Here is a 21,242-nt window from a genome sequence, read left to right as displayed (position 1 = left end):
AACCGATTAAAATTTGGATAAAGCACTCGAACATAAGTTTGTGGAACTGCTGGAAAAGCATCAGAACATTGTGCATAAGGTCTGTCGATTATACACCAATAATCAAGAAGCACATAACGATCTGTTTCAGGAAATCACCATACAGTTGTGGAAGGCTTATCCTAAGTTTCGAGGCGATTCGAAGTTTAGCACTTGGATGTATCGTGTGGGTTTGAATACCGCCATCACACTCTACAGAAAATCTAAACGAAGTATCACGACACAAGAGTTTGAAAGTGTTCAGTTTAAGATTAAATCTGAACCTTATGACGATACCGAGGAACAACAACTGAAACTATTATACAACGCTGTCCATCAACTGAATGACATTGAAAAAGCACTGGTGTTTTTGTATTTAGAGGATAAAAATTACAGTGAAATCAGTGAAACCTTAGGAATTACTGAAGTGAATGCACGTGTAAAAATGAACAGGGTAAAGAAAAAATTAAAAACAATCTTAAATCCGTAAGGGTATGGATGAATTAGAATTATTAAAAAAGGATTGGCAGAAAGGCAATGATAATTACCCGAAGTTATCGTATCAGGAGATTTACAGTATGATCTTGAAAAAGTCTTCATCTATTGTAAAGTGGATATTTATTATCAGTATCCTAGAGTTTGTATTTTGGATTGTCATTTCCTTCGGATTAAAAGCTTCGGGTTATAGCATGGATATTGAAGGCTTGGAAAAGAAATTTGGATTCATTGCCATTACGATTTTATCTTATGGCATTTTGGCCTACTTCTTCTATCGTTTTTATATGAACTACAAAACCATCAATACAGCAGATACTGCTAAAAATCTGATGGAAAACATCTTGAAAACCAGACGTACCGTTAAACAATATGTGTTCTTTAATTTGGTTGTTTTGGTAATAGGTGTGGCTTATATGATGCCTATAGCCATTAATCAAGATGAAAACTCAAGAGCTTTACTTGAGCAAGCAACAGCTAATGGTGAATTGCTGAAATACTATGCCAGTATTGCTTTGGTCACCATAATAGCCCTAGCGATTGGCATCGCTATCTTACTGTTGTTTTATTGGTTAATTTATGGTATTCTTCTGAAGCGCTTAAACAGAAATTACCACGAACTTAAAAAATTGGAAGTTTAGAAATTTAATCGTCGCGTAACCAATTTCGATATTCTTGATTGATGCGTTCTTTTTCCATGAGCTCTTCTTGAGGAATTACTTTTAAGAAGGAAGGATGTTGCTCAATGGCGTATTCTATTTTTTCAACGATTTCTGGGATGGTTTCGTTGTCGTAATCGATTTGTAAAGGCTCTTTGATTTCAAAAGATTGGTACACATTTTTCTTCTTAACGCGTAATCCTTTTTTATCGAACGAACGACGGAAGCCATCAATTACGATAGGAACTACAATAGGTTTGTATTGTTTAATAATGTGTGCTGTTCCTTTTCTAATCGGTTTAAATGGCGTTGTGGTACCTTGCGGAAAGGTTACTACCCAACCATCATCCAATGCTTTTTTAATATTGGTGATATCGCTCATCTTGACCTGACGATTCACATCCTGACCTTTAGATCGCCATGTACGCTCAATACTGATGGAACCTGTGTAGGCAAATATCTTTGGAATCAAGCCAGACTTCATGGTTTCTTTTGCTGCTACGTAATACATGTTGAGCTTTGGGTTCCATAAATAGCCAACATTCTTTATGCTATCTAATCGTCCACTTAAACTCGCATTAAATACATGAAACATGGCAATGACATCTGCAAAATAGGTTTGGTGATTGGAAATGAAGAGCACATTGGTTTCGGGAAGCTGTTTAATAACCTCAGAGCCTTCAATTTGAAGCTCATTAAAACCTCTAAAACGACGATGCGTCAATAAACCAAGGATTCTAATCAGCCATTTCTTAATAAATAATATATGTCCAAACGGATTTCGTTTAAATAATCCCATTCATTTTTCTTTTGTCCAAAGACAAACATACAAAATCTCTATGTTACAATACCATTTTTAACAGGTCTTTCACTTCGCTAAGCATCATGGCTGTGGCTCCCCAAACTACATGGTCATTAAGTTTAAATGCAGGTACCTGAACCTCAACTTTGTAAGAGGTTGCAACGGAGGTCGTAATTACAGAAGAGGCTTCCATAAAATGCGACAAAGGGACTTCGATCAAATCTTCCACTTCTTCATCCTGTTTTGTGAATTTTGGTATTGATTCGGTGATTCCAAGAAAAGGATGGACTGTAAAATTACTGGGCGGAATGTACATTGGTGTCAACTGTTTAAGCACTTGTACTTGGTGTTCTGGCACACCAACTTCTTCCTTCGTTTCTCGAAGCGCCGTAAATTTGAGGTCTGCATCATCGTGTTCGACTTTTCCACCAGGAAACCCAACTTGGGCCGAATGCACGCCTTTATAGGTTTTTCTTAAGATCAAAATTAAATGGGTTTGGTTGAATTCATTGGGATAGAACAAAGACAATACAGCTGCCTGTTTAGCAGATTTCATTAATTTTCGGTTACGCTCAATTAATTCCAAACGGTATGGAGGCGACATTTTAATCTGCGAGGCTTCACCTGGAAGCTGTAGATTTTTTATTTTTGAAACTGAACTTAGAAATGTATTGAAATCCATTATTTGAAATGACGAGGATATTATTGGTATTGTTATGTTTGATTGTAATGAATTGTGAAGATAAGCAATCTCGTAAAAACACAAATACAAAAGCTATTGATTCATCGACAGTAAATATTGAAAAAAAGCCTGTTCAGAAGAAAGACACTGTTCAAAAAGCACCTGAACGCAAATACCCATTGCTTACCGACAAAAATGCCATGGAGTTCTTCCTGCAGTATGAAAAAGAGCACAAGGAAAACAAGGTGCGAATGGTCACTGATTTTGGAAATATCGACATTTTACTGTTTAACGAAACCAAGTTTCATCGTGCAAATTTCATTTTCCTGACCAAGCAAGGTTATTTTGACAATACCCAATTTTACCGCGTCATTGAAAACTATATTGTACAAGGAGGCAGTACTGACGATCGTAAAGTTATGCGCAAGCGAAATGATATTGGTCGCTACCTTTTACCTACCGATACCAAAAGAGGTTTTCATCATGACAGAGGCGTCATCTCCATGCCTAGTAGTGATATTGACAATCCTTACAAATTAGCATCGCCTTATGAGTTTTTCATCACCTTAAGAGATGTTTATGAACTCGATGGCGATTATACTATTTTCGGACGTGTCATCAACGGTTTAGATGTTTGCGATCGTATTGCCGAAGTAGAAACTGATGATGGTGATTGGCCTTTGAGAAACGTGTACATCAGATCGGTTGAAATATTAGATTAAGCCTGTTAATATCTCAATTGCCTTTTAACAAAACACCAACATAGTTTTGAAGTAATTTTCAATATATTCGAGCACTTTAAAACAAATTTAATTCACAAAATGATTTCAAATTCAATAAAAGCTGCACTTCTTTGCAGTATCGTCTGTTTTTCAAGTTGCAAGACAGATGAAAAAAAAGCTGATGACACCTCAAAAGATACAGCTATGAGCGACAATGTATTGTTACAAGAATGGACTGGTCCTTATGAAGGTGTACCAGCATTCGATAAAATGAACGTTGCTGATATCAAGGATGCTATGCTAACTGGTATGGAACTTGGTCTTGAAGACATTGATGCCATTACCAATAACCCAGAAGCACCAACCTTTGAAAATACCATTGTGCCTCTTGAGGCTTCAGGTGAAGAATTAGATCGTGTTTATACGTATTACGGTATCATGAGCAGTAATATGTCATCTCCAGAGTTTAGGGATATTAGAGCTGAATTAGCACCTCAAATTTCGGAATACAGTTCTAAAATCTCTCAAAATGCGAAGTTATTCGAACGCGTTAAAGCGGTTTATGAAGCGTCTCAGAAAAATCCACTTCCTGCAGACCAGCAACGTGTTGTAGATTTAACTTACAAAAGTTTTGAAATGAATGGTGCCAATCTCGATGAGGAGAAGAAAAAGCGTTATGCTGAAATCAATAAAGAGCTATCTTCTCTTTACACGACCTTTTCAAGCAACGTCTTACATGATGAAGAAAACTATGTAACCTACCTTACCGAAGACCAATTAGGAGGTCTGTCTGAATCCTTTATCAAATCGGCTGCGAAAATTGCTGCCGACAAAGGTCAGGAAGGTAAATATGCCATTACCAACACACGTTCCTCAATGGATCCTTTCTTAAAGTATTCTACTGAACGTGAATTGCGCAAACAAGTATGGACCAATTATTATTCGAGAGGTGATAATGGTGATGAATATGACAACAATGAACTTATTGCTGAAATACTGAAACTAAGAAAAGAGCGTGTCGGACTTCTAGGTTACGACAACTATGCTGAATGGCGTCTACAAGATCGTATGGCTAAAACACCTGAAAATGCTATGGAATTAATGGAAGCGGTTTGGCCTGCTGCTATTGCTCGTGTTGAAGAGGAAGTTGCCGATATGCAAGCCGTTGCTGATGCCAATGGTGACAATATCACTATTGAGCCATGGGATTATCGTTTTTATGCTGAGAAAGTTCGTCAGAAAAAATATGATTTGGATAGTGACGAGGTGAAACAATACTTGCAATTGGACAAATTGAGAGAAGCCATGTTCTATGTTGCTGGTAGACTTTTCAATTATAAATTTACACCAGTTGAAGATGGCAAGGTTCCTGTATTCCATCCAGATGTAAAAGTTTGGGAAGTAACTGATAAAGATTCAGGTGAAAACATTGGCTTATGGTACTTAGATCCTTTTGCTCGTGAAGGCAAACGTTCTGGAGCCTGGGCAACTACTTATAGAAGCCATACATCTTATCAAGGTGAAACCAATGTCTTGGCATCCAATAATTCAAACTTTGTAAAACCTGCTCCAGGAGAAGCTGTTCTAGTATCTTGGGATGATGCCGAAACCTTCTTCCATGAATTTGGCCATGCGCTACACTTCTTTTCAAGTAATGTAAAGTACCCAACTTTAAATGGAGGTGTTCGAGATTATACAGAATTCCAGTCGCAATTATTAGAACGTTGGTTATCAACAGATGAAGTCATCAACCAATATTTGGTACATTATAAAACTGAAGAACCAATTCCAGCATCTTTGGTAGAAAAAATCAAGAAAGCTTCAACTTTCAATCAAGGATTTGCAACTACTGAATATTTGGCATCTGCATTAATTGATATGAAATTACATTTAGCTGATCCAACAAATATTGATATTGATGCCTTTGAGAAAAAGACATTGAAAGAATTGAATATGCCAGAGGAATTACCAATGCGTCATAGAACACCACATTTCGGACATGTGTTTTCTGGTGAAGGATATGCCACAGCTTATTATGGCTATATGTGGGCAGATGTCTTGACCAGTGATGCTGCTGAAGCCTTCAGAGAAGCTCCAGGCGGATTCTATGATGCTGAAGTTGCCGATAAACTCGTTAAATATTTGTTTGCTCCAAGAAATTCTATGGATCCTGCCGAAGCTTATAAATTATTTAGAGGTCGCGATGCTAAAATTGAAGCCTTAATGCGCGATCGTGGTTTTCCAGTCACCTCAGCTGCAACTACAAAATAGTTAAGAAAGACAATACCTTTTTACAAACCCGTTACGACAGTTAACGGGTTTTTTTATTTACATCAAAAAGCAACATCAAACAATTTTTAACAATATGACATCGTTTATTAATTAACCAACATTAGAACCCGTGAAACACTTTAAAACTATTCTTCTTGCCATTCCAGAATATGTATTGATTCTATCCGTATTATTTTATTGGTTCTCAGCTGGATTGACCATTAACTATATAGCGATTGCTCTTTTGGCAATACTGATCTACCAAATCATATTCAAAAATAAAGTCATAGGTATAATCATACCAATTGTATTAATCCTTACCTGTTTATATATGTTATTGGCATTATTTTCTGAAGTTCGTGAATTTCCAACTCTAAACTCTGAAGCCACAACCCTTTTGATAGTTGGCCTACTTTACTTTTTGACCACAATGTTTATAGCTGTTGTTATGCTTTTCAAATACGCAATTATTCCGAATAAAAAGCATTGAAGTTAGTCCTTATATAAACTTGGCAAACTAATTTTAAAGCGTACAGCCAATAACCTAGTTGCAATAACTATCACGCCAGCAATCACGAAAACATAATTGGCATCAGATAAAAATTCACGCAGCAAGAAATACGTAAGTCCGCCTAAAATACAAGCGGTAGCATAGATTTCCTTTCTAAAAATTACAGGAATCTCATTACACAAAATATCACGAATGACACCTCCAAAACAAGCTGTCATAGTTCCCAAGGAAATACAAATAATGGGATGCAAACCTGCTACAATGCCCTTTTCAATACCAACAACAGTGTAGAGTCCAATACCTATGGTGTCAAAAAGAAACAGGGATTTACGTAAATAGTTTAATTTGTTTCTGAAGAGAACCGCAAAAACCGTAGAACCAAAAATCACATACACATAAGTCATTTCCCTCATCCAAGAAACAGGTTGGATGCCTATTAAAACATCGCGAAGGGAGCCACCACCAACGGCAGTGACAAAAGCTATGATAAGCACTCCAAAAGGATCCATTTTTTTGTTTAGCGCTACCAAAACTCCTGAAATAGCAAATGCTACTGTTCCTAAAATGTCTATGATTTGAAAAAACATTACATACCTTGTGTATAGTAGTTATAATCTTTTAGAACCCTATCAATAAACTCCATATCACTTTCATTGTTCTTTTTGATTTCGGCAACCTCAATAATTTTGTTTCTTAATTTGATGAGTGTTTCGTAGTCTCTTGCCGATTTAGCTCTGTTGAATGTTTCCTTAATGATACGCGCATCATTGTCCGAAAGCTTAATAACGTTTGGATATGTAGGAATATAATCCTGGTCCAACTCCTCAAGAATGGTATGTGAAATATTGACGTTGTTTTTCAAGGTAATCACTGAGGTACCAGCAGTCATATCGCCCAAACGCTGACTTTTTTTACTGGTTACAATGGCAATTAGTGCCACGATTCCTGATGCCATATTTAAGTCTACAATACGGAAAAACCAACGTACCAAATAATCATAAAGTGAGGCCTGATAGCCATCTATCTTTACAACTTTAATTTTCATAATACGCTTTCCAATGGTTTGTCCGTCGAGAAAGGTTTCAAAAATCAATGAATAAAAAACCACTGGAAGGTAAAAAGACACCATAATTGCGATTTGGGACCAACGATCCATATCTTCTATCATATCATCAACACCCAAAACATTCAGTGTGATTTGATAAATCACAACAACATAGGCTATCTTAATAATAATGTCTATTATATAAGCTAGAATACGTTCACCAACACTTGCTGCGGTGAAATTTATATTCACGTTTTGTGTTGTATTAATTTGTAACTCTACCATTAATTGTGTTAATTTGAAAGCTTATGAGAGAAGTTGCATTTATCAAGCAAAATAAAGAAAAATGGCTGAATTTCGAAAAGGCAATTTTTGGAAAACACCTTAAAAATCCTGATGAATTGGCATCACTTTATATCCAGCTTGTAAATGATTTATCTTACGCTCAGACTTACTATCCCAAAAGTAAAACAATTCTGTATTTAAACAACCTCGCGGCCAAGGCTTTTCAAAAAATTTACAAAACCAAACGTGAAGACAGTAATCGATTTGTGCAATTTTGGAAAACGGAAGTTCCACTTATCATCTATGAATACAGGCGTTATGTGTTGTATGCGTTTATTATTTTCCTCAGTTTTGTAGCCATTGGAGCGCTTTCTGCTGCTTATGATGATTCCTTTGTTAGGTTGATATTAGGTGACGAATACGTGAATCAAACTTTAGAGAATATTGAGGCTGGTGATCCAGTTGCTGTTTACAAAAGTGGTAGTAATTGGGGAAGTTTTATCGGGATCACATTGAACAATCTTTACGTTGGAATTCAATCCTTTATTTATGGAGTCTTTGGAGGTTTGGGAACGGCATTGGTGATGTTGTATAATGGCATTATGGTTGGATCGTTTCAATACTTTTTTCACAAGGAAGGGGTTCTTTGGGAAAGTGTGAGAGGTATTTGGATTCATGGCGCTATGGAAATTTTCGCAATTGTGATAGAAGGTGCTGCAGGACTTATTCTAGGTGCCAGTATTTTATTTCCAAAAACGTTTTCTAGAATCATCTCCTTTAAAATGGGTGTGAAAAATGGTGTGAAGATTTTAATCAGTACCTTTCCTTTTACGATTGCCGCAGGTTTTCTGGAAGGATTTGTAACACGTTATTCCAATACGATGCCTAATTGGCTGTCTGTTGGAATCATTTTAGTGACTTTAAGCCTTATTTCTTTCTATTATTTAATTTATCCTTTTATCGTTAACCGAAAATTAAAACAGCAGTATGCAACTCTATAAATCAAGAGACTTTGGTGCCTATTTTCAAGATACATTTCAATTTATAAGACGAAATGGTAAACACCTGTTCAAAAACTACCTTATCGTAAATGGTATCTTCATACTTATCTTGATGGTCATCGGTTATTTTTTCAGCAAATTCTATACTGATGTCGTTTTTGGTGGAATCATAACCAACAATACAAACGCTTTTGACGAGTACATAAACAACAATGCTGGCTGGTTTGTGTTTCTAGCATTGGCCTTTGTTTTGATTGCTCTTATTTCGGCTATCATTTCATATTCTTACATCCCTATATATTTACAATTGTACACAAAACACGATGGTAAAAATTTCAATGCAACAGATATCATCAATTCTTATAAAACACATATTGGAAAGATTTTGATCTTTTTGGTCTGTGGCATCTTATTGGTAATTCCAGTTGGTTTGGTTGCAGGTATTGCTTCATTTGTATTAGCCATTACGATTGTCGGACTTTTTTTGATTCCTTTGGTGATTGGCGCTGTAAGTCTGCTATATCAAGGTGCCTTGATTGAATACATTGAAAACCGAAAAGGTATTTGGGAGAGCTTTGGCTATTCGTGGACACTCATGGGTTCTAAGTTTTGGGCAGCCGTTGGCTGTGTCGGACTCTTTTATTTGATGAGTTATATTGCCCAAAATGTCGTAGCACTCATACCCTATTTTGCATTCATTGTTGATTTGATAACCGAAACCCAATCTGGAGTCAATCCAGATCCGCAAGCCATTAATAAATCGGCTTCTATCATGATGATAGCCATATTTGTGCTAACCTATTTGGTCGGTACATTTTTGAACGTCATCGTACAGGTGAATCAAGGCGTGGTTTTTTATAGCTTAAAGGAAGACAATGAAAACATCAACACTAAAAGCGATATTGATTTAATTGGATCTGGTGAATAGACAAAAGTGTTTATATATCATTCTTTTGGTTGTTGGAATCAGCATGAATTTTGCATCTGCCAAAACCTTAATCTTGGCAACTCAGGACGCAGAGGATTCTATATTTGTCGATACCGAACCTAGAGAAAAAAGAAGCTTTGAAGACCTCAAGGACAGATACAATGGCAATGAATTTATATATGAGCGTACCTCAGAAAACTCAGGTTGGTGGACTCGTTTTAAGCAATGGCTTTCAGATTTGTTCAAGAGTTTATTCGATTTGAATTCTGATGCTGAGGCTTCAAACATCACTGACGTAATCCTCAAGCTATTTTATATTTCTATTTTTCTTCTAGTGGTTTTCTTTATTGTAAAAGCCATTTTGAATAAAGAAGGCAAATGGGTCTTCGGAAAGTCTTCAGATAAAAGCATTATTCCTGTAACCGATATTGAAAGCAACATTCACGTTGCCGATTTCCAGTCGCTTATAGCTTCCGCAGAAAGTGAGAATAATTTCCGATTGGCCATTCGTTATTATTATCTGTGGCTTTTAAAGACCTTGACTCAAGCTGAAATCATAGAATATGATGTTGAAAAAACCAACAGTGATTATTACTATGAAATTGCTTCCGAAGACACCAAAGAAAAGTTTTCCTATACATCTTATCTCTACAATTACATTTGGTATGGTGAGTTTGATATTGATGAAACCCAATTCAGCAAAGCCAAAACAGCCTTTACTCATTTTCTAAAATCGGTGAAATCATGAGTAAAACACTAAAAATTTACATAGGCATCTTGGTACTACTTTTTGTTGGAATCATTATTGTTGAATTTTCAACACCTCCACCAATCAACTGGCAACGTACTTATAACGAAACACATAAAATTCCGTATGGTACATTTGTATTTTACGAAGAATTAGATCAGTTATTTCCTGAAAGCAAGGTTCAAGAGATTAGAGCCACACCTTACGAGTATTTTGATGATTACTACAGTTGGGAAGACACCACGTATTTGACTACAGGAACTTATATGGTTATTGATGAGTTTCCGGAAATTGACAATACCTCAGCTCAAGAGTTAATGGATTTTGCTTCCTTTGGAAATGATATCTTTATGTCTAGCAATTACTTCCCTGAAAATCTCATGGATTCTTTGGGTATCGAAACACAAAACGATTATAGTTTTTCTGGTAAAGCTGAATTGTCTTTTACCAATCCGACATTTGCCAATGATTCCATTACCATTGAAAAGGGACTTAGCAATATTTATTTCTCAAAGATAGACACCTTTTACACAACAGTTTTAGGTTATCAAAAGTTTGCCGACTCCTCATATGTCAATTATATTAAAACATCTTGGGGAAAAGGGTATTTTTACCTTCACTTACAACCTATTGCATTTACCAATTACCATTTACTTAAAAAGGATAATAAAAAATACGCTTCTAGTGTGATGTCGTATTTAAGTGATGATACCATTTATTTTGATTCTAGGAATAAGTCGCGAAAAAATCTTAGTAATTCACCTTTGAGGTTCATATTAAGTCAACCCGCTTTGCGTTGGGCTTGGTATTTAGTTTTGTTAACTACCGTGATTTTTATGATATTCAATGCCAAGCGAAGACAACGCATTGTGAAAGTGATTACACCTTTAAGGAATACAACCGTTGAATTCACCAAAACTATTGGTAATTTGTATTACGAAACCAAGGACCATGACAACTTGGTAGATAAAAAAATCACGTATTTCCTAGAATACATCAGACGTGTTTATTATTTAGACACACAAGTGTTAGACGAAAAATTTATAAAAAACCTTACCTTAAAATCAGGTAAGGATCAAAGCGATATCAAAAAATTAATAAACCAAATTGCATTTCTTAAATCGAAAACATCCTGCAATGAAGGAGATTTATTGCGATTGAACAAAGCAATTGAAGCCTTTTACAACTCATAATTATGGATAATCTAGAACATCAAAACGACGACTTACAACCTGAAAACAATGCAGAACAAATGTCTGATGCATCAGAGAGTAACGAAGAAGCACTTGTTAATAATGAGTCTCAAGACAAAGCGGACATCAATTTCAAAAACCGTATCGATCTTACCGAACTTAAAGAAGGTATTGAATTGATTAAAGGAGAAATCAGTAAGGTCATTGTTGGCCAAAAGGAAATGATCGATATGTTGATTGCTTCCATACTTGCTAATGGTCACTCGCTAATTGAAGGTGTTCCAGGTGTAGCCAAAACCATTTCCGCTAAGTTATTGGCGAAATCATTAGATATAGGCTTTAGCCGAATTCAGTTTACGCCAGATTTGATGCCTAGTGATATTTTAGGAACGTCAGTCTTTAATATGAAAACCTCTGATTTTGAATTTAAGGAAGGTCCTATTTTTTCCAGTATGATTCTTATTGATGAAATCAACAGAGCGCCTGCCAAAACTCAAGCGGCTTTATTTGAAGTAATGGAAGAACGTCAGATTACGATTGACGGACAAAAATTTGAGATGGATTTACCTTTCATTGTACTGGCAACCCAAAACCCAGTGGAACAAGAAGGAACGTATCGCTTGCCTGAAGCCCAATTGGATAGATTCCTTTTCAAAATTGATATTGATTATCCTAATGTAGAAGAAGAAATAGAAATTTTGACTCGAGAGCAACATTTAAAAGGTGCTGTTAAGACAGACCAAATTAAAGCTCATTTAACCAAATCGCAAATCAGTAATTTCCAAAATTTGGTTGAGCAAATACTCATAGAATCGCATTTGTTGAAATACATTGCTGATATGATTGTAAACACCAGAAACAATCCGTTTTTGTATTTAGGTGCTTCGCCTAGAGCCTCCATAGCGATATTAAAAGCCAGTAAGGCGTTTGCGGCTATGAACGGAAGGGATTTTGTTACGCCTGAAGATATTAAAAGAGCTGCCATTCCAGTCTTACAACATCGTGTGATTGTAACGCCTGAACGTGAAATGGAAGGTGTGACCACCAAACAGATTATTAAACAAATCATTGAAGCTGTAGAAATTCCAAGATAAACCTTAACGAACTAGAACTAGATAGAGTTGAAACGCCTTAAACCATTTTATTTACAAAATCGATTCTTTTATGCATGCATTGCTTTAATAGTATTGTTTGTTATCAGTTTCATTTTTCCTAGGGCATTTAATGTCGTAAAACTCTTGCTATTGCTTTTGGTAACCTTAACAGTTTTGGATACCATCATCTTGTTTGCTGCTAAAAATGGGGTTAAGGGACAACGGATTTTGCCTGAAAAGTTTTCCAATGGAGATGATAACTCTATCAACTTATTGATTCAAAATTTTTACACCTTTAAGGTTCATGTAACCATCATCGATGAAATTCCTGAACAATTCCAGGTTCGAGATTTTAAGATTGAACGCATGTTGGAGGCATCGAGTATTTCAGAAATCGCTTATCAACTGAGACCCGTAGAACGTGGCGAATACCATTTTGGCAAACTCAATATTTATGTCACTTCGGTGTTCGGACTTATCGCGCGACGTTTTAGCTACGATGACAATGTGATGATTCCTACCTATCCTAGTTTCATGCAACTTCGGAAATATGATTTGATGGCCATTAGCAATAATTTGCAACAATATGGTATTAAAAAAATCAGGAAAATTGGGCATACCATGGAGTTTGAGCAAATCAAGGAATATGTTCTGGGTGATGATTTGAGAACCATCAACTGGAAAGCTACCGCTAAACGAAACCAACTTATGGTTAACCAATTTCAGGATGAGAAATCGCAACCTGTTTATTCGGTTATCGATAAGGGTCGTGTAATGAAAATGCCATTTAATGGTTTGACCTTATTAGATTATGCCATCAATGCGGCTTTAGTAATTTCTAATGTGGCTTTAAAAAAACAGGACAAAGCAGGTATTTTTGCCTTCTCAAAAAAGGTTGAGAACATTGTGGTTGCCGAACGTCGAAGTTCTCAAATGAATCTTATTTTAGAAACACTTTACAATGTAAACACCAACTTTCATGAAAGTGATTACAGTAGATTATATGCTGACGTCAAACGTAATATTACCAATAGAAGCTTGATTTTGCTCTATACCAATTTTGAAACCTTGGATAGTTTACATCGGCAACTACCCTATTTAAAAGGGATTTCCAAAAACCATTTATTGGTTGTTATTTTCTTTAAGAACACCGAATTAAAATCCTTGATAGAAGATCCAGCCGAAACGGTTCAACAGGCTTACGATAAAGTTATTGCTGAAAAATTCGCTTTTGAAAAACGACTGATTGTCAATGAACTTCAAAAATATGGCATCCAATCTATTTTAACATCACCTGAAGACTTAACCATTGACACCATCAACAAATATCTTGAAATCAAGGCCAGAGGATTGTTGTAAACTCTCGTTTGAAAGTTTTAAACGTTGTAAAAAGACCTTACCAATACAATCTAAACATCAAGTTAGGTGTAAATCCCAAAGAAAACTTATCAATCAGTTCTACATCATTTTCAAAATCGTTATTTCCAAAGTATTCACGACTTAAAAGATTGTCTTGGTTGTAGATGTTTCTAATAGAAATACCAACTTTTCCCTTAAGCTTGTTGTTTCTTGAAAATTTAAAGGAATAGGTAGAGGAGAAATCCAGACGATGATAATCTGGCAAGCGCCTCGTATTGATTCCATTATTGAATGCAAATCCGTCATTAGTAACTACAGAAGGCGTGAATGGCTTTCCTGTTTGCCAACGCCAACCTAAAGCAATCTGGAAATTCGATAATTTATAACTCACCGACGAGCTTATCGAATGCAAGACATTAGATCTTGAGGTGAAAGCATTATTGTTGTTTAAGTTTTCATATGTGCTTTCAGAATAACTATAACCATAGCTCAACCATGAGCTAAAACTTTTGTAGCGCTTTTTTAAAAATAAGTCCAAACCTAAAACATCACGTTCACCTAAGTTGTATTGGCTGTTTTGCGGATTCAAAAAACCAAAGGACAAAGCTGTAATATTATTCATTTTTTTATAGTAACCATCTGCATCGATTGTCCATCCGTCATTGGTATATATAAACCCTAAAGATGCCTGTTTGCTATTAATAATTGGAAACTCCTTGCCATTGGCCAAACGCCAAAGTCTATTCTCAAGAGATAAATCACTGATAATCGTTTCATCTATTTCGCTAATGACCTGATTTTTTATCTCACCTGAAAGCTGAAGCTTTATATTCTTAAATAGTTGCTTATAGAGAACCAATCTAGGCTCTAACCTTATAGCATCCAATTCCTTAAAATAAGTGGCTCGAGTACCAAATGAAACATCAAAAAGACGCGGATTCTTATAATGATAGTTGACAAAAAAGCTATGGGTTTGGATTTCTGAGTCGTCTTGATCGAGGATAAACTCGAGATTTGCAGTATTCTTAAAAATATAGCCAACATCCTTCAAGACGTATTGGTATCCTATATCTAAAGCATGAGCCGGATTTATTTGGTATTGAAATTCGGTTGAAATACCCGAATCATAAATAACGTTTCGCTTCTCGAATTCAGAAATTTGCTCATCATTCTCAAACGTGAGATAGTTGTAATCTAATTCATATTGAGAGAAAAAAGCACTTGTGTGTTGCTTTAAACTGGAACTCCAATTTTTTTCCCATTCCAATCCGTAACCAGAATTTTTAATACGCATAACATCATTAAAGGTTTGCTGCTGATCTCTTACAGTATAGTCTAATTCATTGTCGATAGAAATCACACTGGCATAAACCTTATTCTTTTCATTAGGTTTGAAGTTGACCTTAAAATTATAATCCAAAAAGCTAAAATCGTTATCAGAATTTGAACGCTCTTGAATTTTGGTGCTTCTGAAAACCTTATCAGCCAACTGATCGAAAGTATAGGTTTGATAAATATTAGTATAACTTGACCGAACAGAAGCCTGTACACCTAATTTTTCCTTAATGATTGGTGACTCAACATAAGCATCTACGTTAATACCATTAAATCCGATTTGTGTTTGTAAAGAATCTGAAATAGTTTTTGTTGTAGACATGTTAACCACACTCGATGCACGCTCACCATATCTCGGATGAGAACCTTTATTTATGAAGGTTATTTGTTTTGTGGCATTGGGATTAAAGGGCGACAACATTCCGAAGAGATGTCCTTTGTGGTACATATTGATGCCATCCCAAATCAGTCGATTTTGATCTGTTTTGCCTCCTCTAACCAAAAATCCTGAAGCCGTTTCATTCGGACTTACAACGCCTGGCAACAATTGGACACTTTCCAAAACATCTGGCTCTGTTAATCCTGGTAAAATTCCTAAGTAATCAGGATTGATTTCAAAAGTGGCATCCTTCTGTTTAGATATCCCTTTTGTAAGATAACTTGTAATGATAATACGCTCCAGTTCTTGCACATGTGGAGTACCTTTGTTTTTGTTGACGATAATGTAGCGGTTGTCTAAAACCTCAAAAGACATTTCAAATAGCGATTCAATCTCAAATAGTAATTCCTTAAGAGTACGCTGTTCACTCTTTAAAGTAATGGTCTTATCTGAAACCAAGGTGTTTTCGTAAGAAAATCTAACGTGATAGGTGTCTTCAATAATTTCAAAAGCTGAAGCAAGCGGCTCACTATTGAAGCCAATGTAAAATTTAGCCTCTTCTTGCGAAAAGGCCAAATAAGGTAATAATATAAAGCAGATAATCAATTTTTTCACTTTACATTCAAATAGATAACCCCTTTTTCTTTTTCATTATAAGTTATATCTAAAGTCTTGAAGACTGTTTGCAATGCTATATTCAAACTATCGTTAGGAAAACCTCCTGTATAGATAATATTGGTGTCAATTTGTGTCGTATCAAAAGTAACGTTGTATTGGGATTCCAATGCTGAAATGACATATTTAAGTGGCACGCTTTTAAAGGTACTTTCACCATCTAGCCAACTTGGATCCGTTTCGACTGCATTCCATTGCTCTAAATCATAACCATTAATACGTCTAACATTATTTGTTGGAAGTAAGATAACAGACTCATTGTTACTCTCGACACGTACTTTTCCCTCATAACAAGCTACTTCAAACAAATCTAAATTGGTTTTGACATTAAATTGAGTACCTAAAACCTCAACAGTGCCATAATTTGTTTTTACAGTAAACTTACTACCTTTGGTCACTTTAAAATACGCTTCTCCATCTAGTTCAAGTGCTCTATTTTCTTTCCAATCAGCTTCATTATAGCGTATGGTAGATTTGGAATTCAGGATGACTTCGGAGCCATCTAACAAAACAAGGGTTTTCTGTTCTCCAAATTGGGTTTCAATTTGAGTGACATCATTGTTTAAAATATAAAACAAACCGAACAAAACAACAATTGAGGCAGCAATACCAATCCACCAACGATTCGCTCCTAGTGTTCGAACTTTTGTAGCCTTTGTGTTGGCAATACGTTTTTGAATGACTTCAAAACTAGTATCGGTTTCAGTGTTTAAATCAACATAGGCATCAACACCTTTTCGCAATTTTAAAAAGGCATTGTAATCAGCTTCAGAAACCAAGTCTTTTAACTGCTCATCTGTTAGTTCACCTGATAACCATTTTGCTAAATAAGTATCGTTTATATGTTGTAAATCTTGTTTTTTCATACCTAAAACTACTAATTAGACAACCGAAGTTTCTAATACCCTACTTTTATTTTAAAAAAATTATATGTCTCCAATTTTTTCACGCATGACCAACAGTGCCAAATGCATTCTTTTTTCTACAGCCTTAACTGAAATACCAATTTGATCAGCAATTTCCTTATAGGTCTTTTTTTCTATTCGGCTAAGTAAAAACACCTCTTTTTGTTTTTCAGGTAAAGCCTCGATTGTTTGTTCGAGTTTTTCCATAAATTCGTTCTCAATCATAATAAACTCTGGAGATTCATTGGAATGTTGACCTGAAGTGTTCTCTTGATAATTACGAACCACTTTTTCGTGCTTTACGACATTCAAAAATGTATTGGAAGCCACAGTATACAAATAACTTCTTACCTTTTCTATATCAACTTTATTACAGTTTTCCCAAAGCTTAACAAATGTATCCTGAAGGACATCTTCAGCTTTATCCATATCCTGGGTCTTAAAAAAAAGAAAGCGTCTTAAATCTTTTGCATACTTTTGATACAAGGCTTTAAATGTATTGGCGTTGCAAATGGTTTCCTGATGTTTTGACATAACTATGATTAGCTAAAGCAGTGGTCCCAAAACTAAATAAAAAAAAATTGAGTAAAAAAGTAGGGTATTTTTTTAGCGTGTTGTCTTAGTAATGATTAATCGCCAAAAAACACATTAACTCAAAAAATTCTATGATGAAACATTTTAAATTATTTCTTTTCAGTGTTGTTCTATTTGCAGGATTTCTTACAGCCTGTTCAAACAATGAATCTGTCTCAGAAAATCAAGACATTCAACAAAGTCAAGCTATTACTGAATCTTTAAACAGGTTATCACAACAATTTAATAGCCAAGGAGATGTGATTCCATCGGCAAACCCTTCAGGGAATATTGTATTCGACTTTGGTTTTGATTTTGTCTATCCTTTAAATCTATCTTTCAACAATGGGACTACTGTAACCGTTAACGATCTTGAAGAATTGATCAGTATCATGATTAACTCCACTAATGAATTATACATCAACGGTATTGAATTTCCATTTGATGTTGAAATCTATGATGCAGCTACCGATTCTATCATTGTCATTACCATTAATAATGAAGATGAATTTCTTGAACTATTGGAAAGCCTGAATTGGGAAATGCAAGACAATTGCAATTGTACTCAAGAATTCGATCCTGTTTGTATTGAAATTACAGATCCAGCTGGTGTTAGCTTTGTGATTACCTATCCAAATGCATGTTACGCTTTCTGTGATGGTTTCCAGGAATCAGATTTTATTGACGACTGTCAGCAAGATTACAATAACAACACTAGTAACGATTGCTTTACCTTTAATTTTCCATTAACGGTAATTACAGATCAAAATCAAACCATAACCGTAAACTCACAAGAAGAGCTGAACAATGCACTTTACAATGCTTTCTATTTTGATTTTGTCTATCCATTTGATGTTACCAATTCCGAAGGAAACGTAGTGAGTATTAACAATGAAAATGATTTTATTGATTTGTTGGAAGACTGCTATGGTGAAGTTGTAGGTAGTTGCGAATGTCCTGATGTTTACAATCCTGTTTGTGTTGAAATAGAAAATCCTTTTGGTGGTGTCGATGTTATCGAATTTCAAAATGCATGTTACGCAGAATGTGAAGGTTTCACATCTGCTGATTTTGTAGATTGCAATACAAATAATCCTTGTATTGAATGTGAAAATCTACCTCTAAATCCTGTTTGTGTTGAAGTCGAGATTGAAGGTCAACTCATTATTCGAACGTTTCCAAACCCATGTTTTGCTGAATGTGAAGGATTCACGGAAACTGATTTTATAGATTGCTCAGGAAATACATCCGAATGTACTACAGATGCTGTTTTAGCCATCCTTTTTGAATGTCCATGGACCGTGAACGGAAATGTGGTTTATGAATTTAACTCCGATGGTAGTGTAGGCATTACAGGTTCTGGTCTTTCTACTGTAGGCAGTTGGTCTATTTTCATGAGTAATAATGGTTATCCTGTCGTAAGCATTTCTGCTGAAATAGGAAACTTTAATGATGAATGGAACTTTTTGGATTGTAATTTAATTAATAGCTTATTGGTAACTAGCTCCAATAATCCTGCAGGAAATAATATAGTCCTTAGTTGCGACTAATAACGTTGATTTAAATAAAACCAAAAGCCCTTCAGATTGTTCTGAAGGGCTTTTTATTACAGCAATTTTATCGTTATACACGTTCGCCTAACCAAGCTTTCATCATCCAAACAGTTTTTTCCTGTTCGGTAATGAAATCACTCATCATGGCGTTTGTGCCCTCATCACTGGCTTCGTCTGAAACCTCAAGAATTTGACGCTCAATTTTTAAAAGTTCAGTTAGTGAATCTACAATTAAACGTACTGCTTTTTCATCTTGAGAAATATTCTTTCCAACAGGAACTTTAGCAGCTTTGATATAATCATCAAAGGTGTGCAACGGTGTTCCGCCAAGGGTTAGAATTCGCTCTGCTATTTCATCTACTTTCATATTGGCATCGGTATACAGTTCTTCAAATTTAGCATGTAAATCAAAGAAAGCCTTTCCTTTAATATTCCAATGGATGCCTCGTAAATTTTGATAATAAATTTGAAAATTAGCCAATAAACCGTTGAGATCATTAGCTATTGTTTTTGTGTTTTGGGTTTCCAGCCCTATGCTATTTAATGTCATAATTGATTTTGTTATGTTATTGTTGTCTTATTAATTTCAGTATAAATTTACGTTATAATAACCTTAATATGTAATAGTTTTTATAAATAGTTTTTATATTTTTATAGCCTAAATAAATCAATATGACCATAACTCAATTACACTATGTATTAGCCATAGCCGAACATAAAAATTTCACAAAAGCTGCTGAAAAGTGTTTCGTTACCCAACCGACTTTAAGTACACAGATACAAAAACTTGAAGACGAACTTGATGTAATGATATTCGATAGAAGTAAAAAGCCTATTGAATTAACTGACGTTGGTAGAAAAATAGTGCTTCAAGCCCGAAATATTGTAGATGAATCTGATCGTATTCAAGATATCGTTGATCAACAAAAGGGATTTATTGGCGGACAATTCAAATTGGGAATCATTCCAACCATCATGCCGACACTTTTGCCAATGTTCTTGAAAGCCTTCATAAAAAAATATCCAAAAGTTAAATTAAAAATAGAAGAGCATACCACAGAGGAAATCATCACCCGAATTAATGATGGGCATTTAGATGCTGCCATCGTTGCTACACCTCTTGAATTAGATACAATTAAAGAACGTGTATTGTACTATGAGCCATTTGTAGCCTATGTTCCAAATGATCACGTTCTTTTCGGAAAGCAGAAAATAGAAGCCTCAGATCTTGACACCGACAATATGCTATTATTGGAAGATGGACATTGTTTTAGGGATGGTGTGATCAATCTATGCAAGAATATCAATAACAATTTAGAAGATACATTTCAATTGGAAAGTGGTAGTATTGAAACCTTGATAAAACTGTCTAATGAAGGTTTGGGCATGACGCTTTTACCATATTTACACACTATAGAATTGAGTGATAAGCAAAAGGAACGATTACGACACTTTACAGATCCTTCTCCTGCACGAGAAGTGAGCGTGATTTATCATAAGAACGAATTAAAAATGCAGATTATTGATGCTTTACACAATGTGATTTCTGGAATCATTCGCGGTGCCATTGCCTTTCAAAACGTAAAGATTATTAGTCCGCTACCAAAACAGTAACATAAGTATTACAATAATTCATAAAAAAAGCGACTCGTAAGTCGCTTTTTTCTATGGTTTTAAAAGTATTAAACATTGATTTAAATCTGGGTTCTGTAAAATCAAGGATTTGATAAAAATCTTTAACTCTTCAATCTCGTATGGTAACAAGCGTTGAAGTGCTTTTTGTAATTCCTTGCAGAACAGATTAGCATCGAAGCTAACTTTATTAAGTACAGTTTTGGTGTACTCAAACATTGCTCTTGCCATTTTTTAATTGGGTTTAGGGTTTAAGTAGATTTGTTATATAAGCAATAATTTTTAATTGTAACTTTTCTAAATGTAGTAAAAAAAATGATTGCTTCTTAAAAACAGTCTGAATTTTAACAGCTAAAAGTATGTTAAAACCTAAATAA

The 21,242-nt window shown here is 35.2% G+C and carries 22 protein-coding genes; 13 read left to right on the top strand and 9 right to left on the bottom strand.

Going from position 1 to position 21,242, the window contains the following annotated elements; translation table 11 throughout:
* Positions 1-13: 13 nt before the first annotated feature.
* On the top strand, positions 14-508 hold the full coding sequence (locus AB9K26_RS06450) for an RNA polymerase sigma factor (protein WP_369971721.1): 495 nt from the start codon (positions 14-16) through the stop codon (positions 506-508).
* Positions 509-512: 4 nt separating this feature from the next.
* Entirely contained in the window at positions 513-1,154 is a 642-nt protein-coding gene (locus AB9K26_RS06445) for a hypothetical protein (RefSeq protein WP_369971720.1), read from the top strand.
* Between the two features lie 4 nt (positions 1,155-1,158).
* Here AB9K26_RS06445 and AB9K26_RS06440 read toward each other — a convergent pair whose 3' ends face one another.
* Positions 1,159-1,971 carry a lysophospholipid acyltransferase family protein gene (locus AB9K26_RS06440; RefSeq protein ID WP_369971719.1) on the bottom strand — a complete coding sequence of 271 codons (813 nt, stop codon included), beginning with the start codon at positions 1,969-1,971 and terminating at the stop codon, positions 1,159-1,161.
* Positions 1,972-2,014: 43 nt separating this feature from the next.
* On the bottom strand, positions 2,015-2,656 hold the full coding sequence (locus AB9K26_RS06435; protein ID WP_369971718.1) for a CoA pyrophosphatase: 642 nt from the start codon (positions 2,654-2,656) through the stop codon (positions 2,015-2,017).
* Between the two features lie 8 nt (positions 2,657-2,664).
* Here AB9K26_RS06435 and AB9K26_RS06430 point away from each other — a divergent pair, with 8 nt between their 5' ends.
* The 3 genes from AB9K26_RS06430 to AB9K26_RS06420 all read left to right on the top strand — a co-directional run bounded on the left by AB9K26_RS06430 (position 2,665) and on the right by AB9K26_RS06420 (position 6,139).
* On the top strand, positions 2,665-3,378 hold the full coding sequence (locus AB9K26_RS06430; RefSeq protein ID WP_369971717.1) for a peptidylprolyl isomerase: 714 nt from the start codon (positions 2,665-2,667) through the stop codon (positions 3,376-3,378).
* Positions 3,379-3,477: 99 nt separating this feature from the next.
* Complete coding sequence (locus AB9K26_RS06425; protein WP_369971716.1) at positions 3,478-5,649, top strand: M3 family metallopeptidase; 2,172 nt, start codon at positions 3,478-3,480, stop codon at positions 5,647-5,649.
* 130 nt (positions 5,650-5,779) lie between these two features.
* Positions 5,780-6,139 carry a hypothetical protein gene (locus AB9K26_RS06420; RefSeq protein WP_369971715.1) on the top strand — a complete coding sequence of 120 codons (360 nt, stop codon included), beginning with the start codon at positions 5,780-5,782 and terminating at the stop codon, positions 6,137-6,139.
* A 2-nt stretch (positions 6,140-6,141) separates the two neighbouring features.
* Here the strand turns inward: AB9K26_RS06420 and AB9K26_RS06415 are convergent, their stop codons facing one another.
* On the bottom strand, positions 6,142-6,747 hold the full coding sequence (locus tag AB9K26_RS06415) for a trimeric intracellular cation channel family protein (RefSeq protein ID WP_369971714.1): 606 nt from the start codon (positions 6,745-6,747) through the stop codon (positions 6,142-6,144).
* Positions 6,747-7,457, bottom strand: coding sequence for an RDD family protein (locus AB9K26_RS06410; RefSeq protein WP_369971713.1), 711 nt, complete (start codon positions 7,455-7,457; stop codon positions 6,747-6,749). Before AB9K26_RS06410 ends, AB9K26_RS06415 begins: the two co-directional genes overlap by 1 nt.
* 56 nt (positions 7,458-7,513) lie before the next feature.
* On the opposite strand from AB9K26_RS06410, the gene AB9K26_RS06405 reads away from it, so the two are divergent.
* From AB9K26_RS06405 to AB9K26_RS06380, 6 genes are read left to right on the top strand one after another with little or no spacing between them, the layout of a single operon-like run.
* Positions 7,514-8,491, top strand: a complete 978-nt coding sequence (locus AB9K26_RS06405; RefSeq protein ID WP_369971712.1) for a stage II sporulation protein M — start codon at positions 7,514-7,516, stop codon at positions 8,489-8,491.
* Entirely contained in the window at positions 8,478-9,419 is a 942-nt protein-coding gene (locus tag AB9K26_RS06400) for a hypothetical protein (protein ID WP_369971711.1), read from the top strand. The genes AB9K26_RS06405 and AB9K26_RS06400 overlap by 14 nt, the downstream gene beginning before the upstream one ends.
* Positions 9,412-10,167 (top strand): DUF4129 domain-containing protein, encoded by a 756-nt coding sequence (locus AB9K26_RS06395; RefSeq protein WP_369971710.1) that lies wholly within the window; start codon positions 9,412-9,414, stop codon positions 10,165-10,167. Before AB9K26_RS06400 ends, AB9K26_RS06395 begins: the two co-directional genes overlap by 8 nt.
* Positions 10,164-11,360, top strand: coding sequence for a DUF4350 domain-containing protein (locus tag AB9K26_RS06390; RefSeq protein WP_369971709.1), 1,197 nt, complete (start codon positions 10,164-10,166; stop codon positions 11,358-11,360). Before AB9K26_RS06395 ends, AB9K26_RS06390 begins: the two co-directional genes overlap by 4 nt.
* A 59-nt stretch (positions 11,361-11,419) precedes the next feature.
* The gene (locus tag AB9K26_RS06385; RefSeq protein ID WP_369971886.1) at positions 11,420-12,454 is read left to right on the top strand and encodes an AAA family ATPase; all 1,035 of its coding nucleotides are present in this window, start codon (positions 11,420-11,422) and stop codon (positions 12,452-12,454) included.
* Between the two features lie 27 nt (positions 12,455-12,481).
* A complete protein-coding gene (locus tag AB9K26_RS06380) occupies positions 12,482-13,813 on the top strand; it encodes a DUF58 domain-containing protein (protein WP_369971708.1) in 1,332 nt (443 codons plus the stop codon).
* Between the two features lie 37 nt (positions 13,814-13,850).
* On the opposite strand, the gene AB9K26_RS06375 is transcribed toward AB9K26_RS06380, so the two are convergent.
* Genes AB9K26_RS06375 through AB9K26_RS06365 form a run of 3 tightly spaced genes read right to left on the bottom strand, consistent with a single transcriptional unit; the run spans position 13,851 to position 17,641 of the window.
* Positions 13,851-16,133, bottom strand: a complete 2,283-nt coding sequence (locus AB9K26_RS06375) for a TonB-dependent receptor domain-containing protein (RefSeq protein WP_369971707.1) — start codon at positions 16,131-16,133, stop codon at positions 13,851-13,853.
* Positions 16,134-16,138: 5 nt separating this feature from the next.
* Positions 16,139-17,068 (bottom strand): FecR family protein, encoded by a 930-nt coding sequence (locus AB9K26_RS06370; RefSeq protein WP_369971706.1) that lies wholly within the window; start codon positions 17,066-17,068, stop codon positions 16,139-16,141.
* Positions 17,069-17,128: 60 nt separating this feature from the next.
* Positions 17,129-17,641 (bottom strand): RNA polymerase sigma factor, encoded by a 513-nt coding sequence (locus tag AB9K26_RS06365; RefSeq protein WP_369971705.1) that lies wholly within the window; start codon positions 17,639-17,641, stop codon positions 17,129-17,131.
* Between the two features lie 134 nt (positions 17,642-17,775).
* Here AB9K26_RS06365 and AB9K26_RS06360 point away from each other — a divergent pair, with 134 nt between their 5' ends.
* Complete coding sequence (locus AB9K26_RS06360; RefSeq protein ID WP_369971704.1) at positions 17,776-19,230, top strand: hypothetical protein; 1,455 nt, start codon at positions 17,776-17,778, stop codon at positions 19,228-19,230.
* 73 nt (positions 19,231-19,303) lie between these two features.
* On the opposite strand, the gene AB9K26_RS06355 is transcribed toward AB9K26_RS06360, so the two are convergent.
* Complete coding sequence (locus tag AB9K26_RS06355) at positions 19,304-19,783, bottom strand: Dps family protein (protein WP_369971703.1); 480 nt, start codon at positions 19,781-19,783, stop codon at positions 19,304-19,306.
* 122 nt (positions 19,784-19,905) lie between these two features.
* Here AB9K26_RS06355 and AB9K26_RS06350 point away from each other — a divergent pair, with 122 nt between their 5' ends.
* The gene (locus AB9K26_RS06350; protein ID WP_369971702.1) at positions 19,906-20,847 is read left to right on the top strand and encodes a hydrogen peroxide-inducible genes activator; all 942 of its coding nucleotides are present in this window, start codon (positions 19,906-19,908) and stop codon (positions 20,845-20,847) included.
* Between the two features lie 51 nt (positions 20,848-20,898).
* Here the strand turns inward: AB9K26_RS06350 and AB9K26_RS06345 are convergent, their stop codons facing one another.
* Positions 20,899-21,096: a hypothetical protein gene (locus AB9K26_RS06345; RefSeq protein WP_369971701.1), complete on the bottom strand. Its 198-nt coding sequence runs from the start codon at positions 21,094-21,096 to the stop codon at positions 20,899-20,901.
* Positions 21,097-21,242: the final 146 nt, after the last annotated feature.

The organism is Psychroserpens sp. XS_ASV72 (assembly GCF_041224425.1).
Taxonomy (GTDB): Bacteria; Bacteroidota; Bacteroidia; order Flavobacteriales; family Flavobacteriaceae; genus Psychroserpens.
This window is presented reverse-complemented; position numbering and strand designations above follow the sequence as displayed.